The 6,670-nt window shown below is 70.3% G+C and carries 7 protein-coding genes and 2 pseudogenes; 8 read left to right on the top strand and 1 reads right to left on the bottom strand.

The features are described 5' to 3' along the window. The 6 genes and pseudogenes from ACI3KS_RS19395 to ACI3KS_RS19370 all read left to right on the top strand — a co-directional run. Positions 1-257: pseudogene (locus ACI3KS_RS19395) on the top strand (hypothetical protein); the annotation flags it as partial. 93 nt (positions 258-350) lie between these two features. Further along, entirely contained in the window at positions 351-1,217 is an 867-nt protein-coding gene (locus tag ACI3KS_RS19390) for a hypothetical protein (RefSeq protein ID WP_404920178.1), read from the top strand. Further along, positions 1,214-2,293, top strand: a complete 1,080-nt coding sequence (locus ACI3KS_RS19385; RefSeq protein ID WP_404920177.1) for a ParB/RepB/Spo0J family partition protein — start codon at positions 1,214-1,216, stop codon at positions 2,291-2,293. The genes ACI3KS_RS19390 and ACI3KS_RS19385 overlap by 4 nt, the downstream gene beginning before the upstream one ends. Before the next feature lie 99 nt (positions 2,294-2,392). Further along, complete coding sequence (locus tag ACI3KS_RS19380; RefSeq protein ID WP_404920176.1) at positions 2,393-3,094, top strand: hypothetical protein; 702 nt, start codon at positions 2,393-2,395, stop codon at positions 3,092-3,094. Between the two features lie 15 nt (positions 3,095-3,109). Continuing rightward, a pseudogene (locus ACI3KS_RS19375) lies at positions 3,110-4,243 on the top strand (M23 family metallopeptidase); the annotation flags it as partial. Between the two features lie 26 nt (positions 4,244-4,269). Then, positions 4,270-4,536 (top strand): DUF6112 family protein, encoded by a 267-nt coding sequence (locus tag ACI3KS_RS19370; RefSeq protein WP_404920175.1) that lies wholly within the window; start codon positions 4,270-4,272, stop codon positions 4,534-4,536. Between the two features lie 6 nt (positions 4,537-4,542). On the opposite strand, the gene ACI3KS_RS19365 is transcribed toward ACI3KS_RS19370, so the two are convergent. Continuing rightward, positions 4,543-5,196: an alpha/beta fold hydrolase gene (locus tag ACI3KS_RS19365; RefSeq protein WP_404920174.1), complete on the bottom strand. Its 654-nt coding sequence runs from the start codon at positions 5,194-5,196 to the stop codon at positions 4,543-4,545. A gap of 75 nt (positions 5,197-5,271) precedes the next feature. On the opposite strand from ACI3KS_RS19365, the gene ACI3KS_RS19360 reads away from it, so the two are divergent. Continuing rightward, on the top strand, positions 5,272-5,541 hold the full coding sequence (locus tag ACI3KS_RS19360) for a DUF6112 family protein (protein ID WP_062764860.1): 270 nt from the start codon (positions 5,272-5,274) through the stop codon (positions 5,539-5,541). 40 nt (positions 5,542-5,581) lie between these two features. Continuing rightward, positions 5,582-6,670: conjugal transfer protein TrbL (locus ACI3KS_RS19355; protein ID WP_404920173.1), on the top strand; the 1,089-nt coding region annotated here is incomplete at its 3' end.

Below are 6,670 nucleotides of genomic sequence, written 5' to 3'. Positions count from 1 at the left end.
GGGTGCGGCCCACCGATCTGCTGGCCGCGCGGACCGGCAGAGTCGCCGGGCAGGGCATCGACTTCCAGGCCGAGCTCGCCCGCCGCACCCGCCGCGCACCCGGACAGGCGTACCGGGGTGCGCGCACCGTCGCCCGCTCAGGTATCCGGGTGGTGAGCGAGCGGGCACGCCGCCTGCCTCCGGTGACCGCGTTCGGTCGCGGCGGCGGGAGCCCCCGGCACTCGTGGGTGTCGCGGTCCGGGATCGGGTTGGGGTGAGCCGGCGATGCATAGCCCCCGAAAACCGGACTACGCGATGACGGCGAGGACGGGTGGGAGTCCCGGTGCACCTGCTGTGCAGGAGGTTGTGTGATGACACCGGAAGGCACCCGCGAACAGCGGGCGAGATTCGAGGACTCGGAGGCGCTGCGCGCTCTCCTGAACCGGCTGCACGCGGCAGGCAAGGGCGCGTGGCGGCACGACCCGGAGGCCGCCTTGCTGATGCGGCATGCCGCCGACAAGTACGCCGCGCTCGCCAAGAAGCACGGCCTGGACCGGTGGGAGGCCGCCTCGGCCGCATTCGAGGCCATGCGGGGAGCGGCGACCCGCCGCGCGGATGACCCGTGGGCGGTGGTCACCCGCGCGGTGCAGGTGACCTGCATCGGCGAGGAACGCGGCAACGGGCTGCTGTGCTCGGTGCACCAGGCCCGCCGCCCCCGCTACTCGGTGTTCCACGACGCGGAGCGGTTCAGCGACCGGGAGAACCCGCTGCCCGACTACCACCCCGCCTTCCACATCGACCCTTTCGCCGACACCGACGACGACGAGGAGCAGGACGACGGTGAGGCAGTGCCGGAGCGGGCGGTGAACGTCACCGCCGCGGTGGAGGACACCATCGCGTTGCTGAGCTCGGTGGGCTGGGAGCCGGCGTCGGCACGGGCCGCGGTGGAGTACATCACTGGCACGCTCGCGGAGTCCGTCTCGCGGGCGTCTGCGTTCGAGACGCTGCGCCGCGACCGGCAGGCCCGCGCCCTGCTGGACTTGCCGGGCTCGTCGTGGACGACGCTATTGCGGATCGTGCTCGGCCACCCCGACCCGGCCCTGGCCGGCACCAATACCGGGCGTGGCCTGCTGCTGCGGCTGCTGAACGGCGAACCCCTCCGCGCGCTGCTGCGCGACGACGACCTCGTGCTCACGGCCGGGCTTGCTGCCCCCGACACCGGGGGCGATCTGCCATGAGCACCCCGCCGGGTGGCCACATCGAGCTGGAGCGTGCGGTGGATGCCATCGGCGTCGGACGCCGGCACCGGCAGGATTACGGCGACCTGGCACCGCTGGTCGAGTCGATCCGCCGCAACGGGCTGCTGCAACCGATCACGATCACCCTCGACGGGCACCTGATCTGCGGTGCCCGCCGCCTGGCGGCGATCAAACAGCTCGGGTGGAAGACCGTCAACGTGTGGGTCCGGTCCGGGGTGTCCGATCGGCTCGGGCATCTCCTGGCCGAGCAGGACGACAATCTGCTGCACAAACCGCTCACCCAGCTCGAAGCCGCCGCCCTCTACCGGGAGCTCAAAGCCCTCCTGGCCGAAGGGGCCACCCTGCGACAGGAGGCCACCCGGTTCCAGGCTGCCGGCACAGGCGGGGAGGACGGTGCCGTTAACTTAACGGCACCGTGGGCGGGCTCTGGGGAGGCGGCGGTGCAGGCCGCGCAGATGGTCACCGGCCGTGACTCGCACACCACGATGGAACGCATCGTCCGCCTCGAAGACCTCGCCGCCGACCCCACCCAACCCGACACTGTCCGGCAGCGTGCGACGGAGGAGGTGGAGCGGATCAGAGCCGGCGGGAAGGTCTACCCCGCCCACCTGCGCATGAACGCCGAACTGTCCCTCGCCGAGCTCGACCAGCTCGCCGCCGACCCCACCCAGCCGCCCGAGCTGCGCGAGCAGGCCAGGGCCGAGGCCGCCGGCGTGCGGTCAGCGGAACGGGACGCGCGCGCCGTGGAGCTGGAGCACCTGGCCAAAGACGCGCTCGCCCGCGTGCAAGCCGCGAAGAAGACCGGCCGCAAACCCCGCCCCCGGCTGACGGCGGTCGAACCGGGTGAGGCGGTGCCGTACCCGCTGACCGTCTTCCTCGCAATCTGGGACGACCTCGCCGGCTGGTGGACACACCACGACCCCGCCGAGGTCGGCCCGGCGCTCACCGACGAACAATGGGCACAGTTCGAGGACACCATCTCCGGCACCGTCGCGTTCGCTGACGCCGCCCGCGCATCCCGGCAGGCCGAGCGCCTGGGCGAACACATCGCCTGACCTGCGTCGACCTGACCGGCGCCGATTCGACCGCCCCTCGGGGTGGCGGGGTGCACCTTCCTGGCGACCACTTCCGTCGCCATCTGGGAGGACCCTCGCATGGACCCCACCGCCCCCGTCGATGATCGTCGCCGCCGCCGTGTGCTGATCGCCCTGATCGTCGCAGGGCTCGTCCTCGTCCTGCTGATCGGTGTCGGTATCTACGGGCTGCTGCGCGGCCCCGCACCCCGCACCGAACCTGCCCCCACCGGCACACAGGCCCCGACCATCACGGCACCGCCAACCGGAACCTCCCCAGCCGGCCCGGTGCCGGTATCACAGCTCGGCAGGCCGGAGACGTTCGCCCGTCAGATCGCCCTGGCGCTGTTCGCCTGGGACACCACCAGCGGGTACGGCCCGGCCGACTACGCGCAGGTCATCGTGGATGTCGCCGCCGGCGAGGAGGCCGACGCGCTGGCCGGAGATGTCCGCGCCTACCTGCCGGGTGCTGAGGCGTGGGCGCAACTCCGACAGCACCAGACCCGGCAATGGCTGAGCATCCAGGAGATGTTGGTCCCGGACGCGTGGGAGACCGCGACCGGGCAGGCAGCCCCCGGCCAGATACCCGAAGGCGCCGTCGCGTACACCATCGAGGGGACCCGGCACCGGGACGGCACCTGGGGCACCGAACCCGTCGAGGCCTCCCGCCCGGTCGCGTTCACGGTGTTCATCGTCTGCACCCCGGTTGTCACCAACCGAGGGATCACCGGCACGCACTGTGAGCTGCTGCGGCTGTCCCAGCTCGACAACCCCCTGCGATAGACGGGCGGTGTCCTGATGTGGAAGAAACTCGCCGCCGCCGCGATGGCCCTGCTGTTCCTGGCCCCCTCAATCGTGCTCGTCGGTGTCGCCGCGGTGGTCAACCCCGCGATGACCACCTGCGCGCCAGGATCGCTGATCGTCGACCCGATCCCGGACTCCCTGACCGCCACCACCCGCAACGGCGAGACCATCACCCTGAACCGGCAGCAGCTCACCCACGCAGCGACGATCATCACCACAGGCTCCCAGACCGCCGGGGTGGGTCGCCCCGGCGTGGTGATCGCGCTGATGGCCGCGCTCACCGAATCGCACCTGCGGATGCTCGCCAACACCGGCACCTACCCCGAATCCGGGAACTACCCGAACGACGGCAACGGCAGTGACCACGACAGCCTGGGCCTGTTCCAGATGCGCCCGCAATCCGGGTGGGGCACCGCCGCCGACCTCATGGACCCGCACTATCAGGCGCGCGCGTTCTTCGGCGGCCCCACCGGACCCAACTATCCGTCGCCGCGTGGCCTGCTCGACATCCCCGGCTGGCAGAGCATGGACCCCGGAGAAGCCGCCCAAGCCGTCGAAGTCTCCGCGTACCCGGACAGGTATCAGAACTATCAACCGGTCGCCGAAGCGATCCTCACCGCCCTCACCCGACCCACACCCACCGGGGCCGGCGGTGATCCGGTGGTGCCAGAGACCACCAGGATCGTGTTCCCGCTGCCGGAGGGGACGTGGGTGCGCACGAGCCCGTTCGGGTGGCGCACGCACCCGATCACAGGGGAACGCTCCTTCCACACCGGGTCGGATTTCGCCGCCGCAGACGGCACCCCGATCCTCGCCGCCGCAGACGGCCTCGTCGTACTGGCGGAGTTCTCCGGCGGGTACGGCGGGCTCATCGTCATCGAACACACCGTCCAAGGTCAGCGGGTCGCGACGTACTACGCGCACATGTGGCAGCACGGCATCCACGTCACCGAAGGGCAGACGGTCACCGCCGGTCAGCACATCGGCGACGTCGGCTCCTCCGGGCAATCCACCGGGCCGCACCTGCATTTCGAGATCCGCCCCGGCGGGCAAGGACAAGAAGCCGTGGACGCGGACGCCTGGCTGACCGAGCACGGCGCCGAAGGCGTCACCGGCGGGGACACCGCCCTCGCCACCTGCACCGGGGGTGCGTGATGGATGTGTTCCCCGACTTCGGCGGCGTCGGCGGCGCCGCAGACCTGCGGGCGATCGTCGGCGCCCTGCTGATGTTCGTGCTCGTCATCGCGGTGCTGATGCTGATCGTCTGCGCCATCGTGGGGGCGATCGCATCCAGCAGCGGCAACTACCAGGCCGCCACCAAAGCCCGCACCGGCCTGTTTGTCTCCCTCGGCGCCGCAGCCCTCGCCGGTGCCGGGGTCGCGTGGGTCAACTTCTTGCTGGACGTCGGCACCCGACTGTGAGCGGCATCAGCGGCCGTCACGGATGCGGGTCAGGAAGGTGTTGAGGCGGGTTGAGAACTCATCGGGAAGGCCGGTGTTCCATTCGTGGCCCGCGCCGGGCACGACCTGGAGCTCGGCACCGGGGATGCCGGCTGCCAGATCACGGGCTGCGGGCAGGTTCGCCTTGTCCCGGCTGCCGCACATCACCAGCGCGGGTGCGGCGATCCGGGGCAAGTCGCGCCGGAAGTCCACCGCCGCCACCTGACCCAGCACCCCGAGCATGGTCTTCTTGCTCATCCCGGCCGGAGCTGCGAGCCGGGCCGGCAGAACCTGGAGGATCGTGTTCTGCACGCTCATCAGCGCCCGGTTCGGGTGCACCTGCCCGCCGGAGAGGATCAGCGAGGCGGTGCGGTCGGAATAGTCAATCGCGAACCGGGTAGCGACCATCGCCCCCAGCGACAGGCCACACAAATCGACCGCCGCGACGTTGCGGCGGTCGAGCTCGTCTCGCACGAGCCGGGCTGCCCCCGCCAGTGAGAACTCGGCCTCATCCGCATCCCGGAGTCCCGGAATCGGCAGGGCGATCCCGGTCATCCCGGCAGGTAGCGCGGCCACCTGCGCGTCCCAAGACTCGGCCCCCACGCCGAGGCCGTGCAGGAACACCACCGTCTCATCGCTCACCCCGCCAGCCTACGGAAGCGACCGGTGCACCTGACCGTCGAGCACACCTCCCCGTGAACAGTCAGGAGCACCCCCGTGATCGACATCGACCCCAACAGCTCGGGCCTTCCCGGCATCGAGCAACTGCGCATCATCGTCGGCGCCGTGATGACCGTCGGCCTCATCCTCTCCGTCCTCGCCCTCATCGTCAGCGCGATCGTGTGGGGCTTCGGCGCGAACTCCTCCAACCCGCACCTCGCCAGTCGAGGGAAGGTCGGTGTCCTCGTCTCGTGCGGGGCGGCGATCATCTGCGGCGCCGCGGTCACGCTCATCAACTTCTTCTGGGGCGTCGGGCAGGCCGTCTGATGACCACCCGACAGACGCACCATCCTTGGGGGTGGGTGCGGTGAGCATCTGCGATGTCCCGGTCATCTCCTCCGTGTGCGACGCGGTCGGCGAGGCGACGGCGACGCTCATCTCGGCCCCGTTCGACTGGCTCGGCCAGGCGATGGCGGGAGCTGCGGCGTGGCTGTTCGAGGCGGTGTGGTGGGTCTTCGACACCACCACCCTCGTGGATGTCACCAGCGCGGAGTACGTCGGGGTCTACAACGTCCTGTTCGGCGTCGCGATCTTCGTGATGCTCGTGTTCTTCTGCCTCCAGCTCATCACCGGCCTCATCCACCGCGACCCCACCGCCCTCAGCCGTGCCGCGCTCGGCTTGGCGAAGTCCGTTCTCGGGTCGTTCCTGGTCATCACGCTCACCGCGCTGCTGCTGGAAGTGACCGATCAGCTCGCGGTCGGGATCGTGCAGGCCACCGGCAACACGATGGAAGGGATGGGGACCCAGATCGGGCTCCTCGCCACGGGGCTTGCTGGGATCAACATCGCCGCTCCTGGTGTCGGCGCGATCCTGACCATTTTCCTCGCCGGCCTTGCCATCAGCGCGGCGGCGATCGTGTGGTTCTCCCTGCTGATCCGCAAAGCCCTGCTGCTGGTCGCGATCGTGTTCGGCCCGGTCGCCCTGGCCGGGGCGACGTGGGATGCGACCAAGGGGTGGTTCGCGAAGTGGGCGGCGTTCGTGATCGCGCTGATCTTCTCCAAGCTCGTGCTCGTGGTGATCTTCCTCGTTGCCATCGGCCAGGTGTCCGCCCCGATCGAGGCAGACCTTGCCTCCATCTCGGACCCGATTGCTGGGGTCGTGCTGATGTTCATCGCCGCGTTTGCGCCCTACATCACCTACAAGTTCCTGTCCTTCGTCGGCTTCGACATGTACCACGCCATGTCCAGCGAGCAGGAGGCGAAGTCGGCGCTGAACCGTCCCGTGCCCGTCCCGTCCGCCCCGCAGGGTGACACCGCCAAGAAAGTCCTCGACGGCGGCAGTAACTCCGGCACTAGCGGCAGCAGTGCCGGTGGCGGTGGCGGTGGGGCGGCTCCGAAGGGTGCCGCTGGCTCGACGGCCAGCGCGGGAACGACAGGGACCGCCGCAGGCACAGCC

It is taken from the genome of Microbacterium sp. ZW T5_45 (genome assembly GCF_044987415.1).
Taxonomy (GTDB): domain Bacteria; phylum Actinomycetota; class Actinomycetes; order Actinomycetales; family Microbacteriaceae; genus Microbacterium.
Note: the sequence above shows the minus strand (reverse complement) of the source record. Positions and strands in the feature narration are given on the sequence as shown.

What these genes read in the sequence shown, in the direction of transcription:
- ACI3KS_RS19385 (WP_404920177.1), top strand. Translation starts at nt 1,214, where the DNA reads ATGAGCACCCCGCCGGGTGGCCACATCGAGCTGGAGCGTGCGGTGGAT.
- ACI3KS_RS19390 (WP_404920178.1), top strand. Translation starts at nt 351, where the DNA reads ATGACACCGGAAGGCACCCGCGAACAGCGGGCGAGATTCGAGGACTCG.
- ACI3KS_RS19370 (WP_404920175.1), top strand. Translation starts at nt 4,270, where the DNA reads ATGGATGTGTTCCCCGACTTCGGCGGCGTCGGCGGCGCCGCAGACCTG.
- ACI3KS_RS19380 (WP_404920176.1), top strand. Translation starts at nt 2,393, where the DNA reads ATGGACCCCACCGCCCCCGTCGATGATCGTCGCCGCCGCCGTGTGCTG.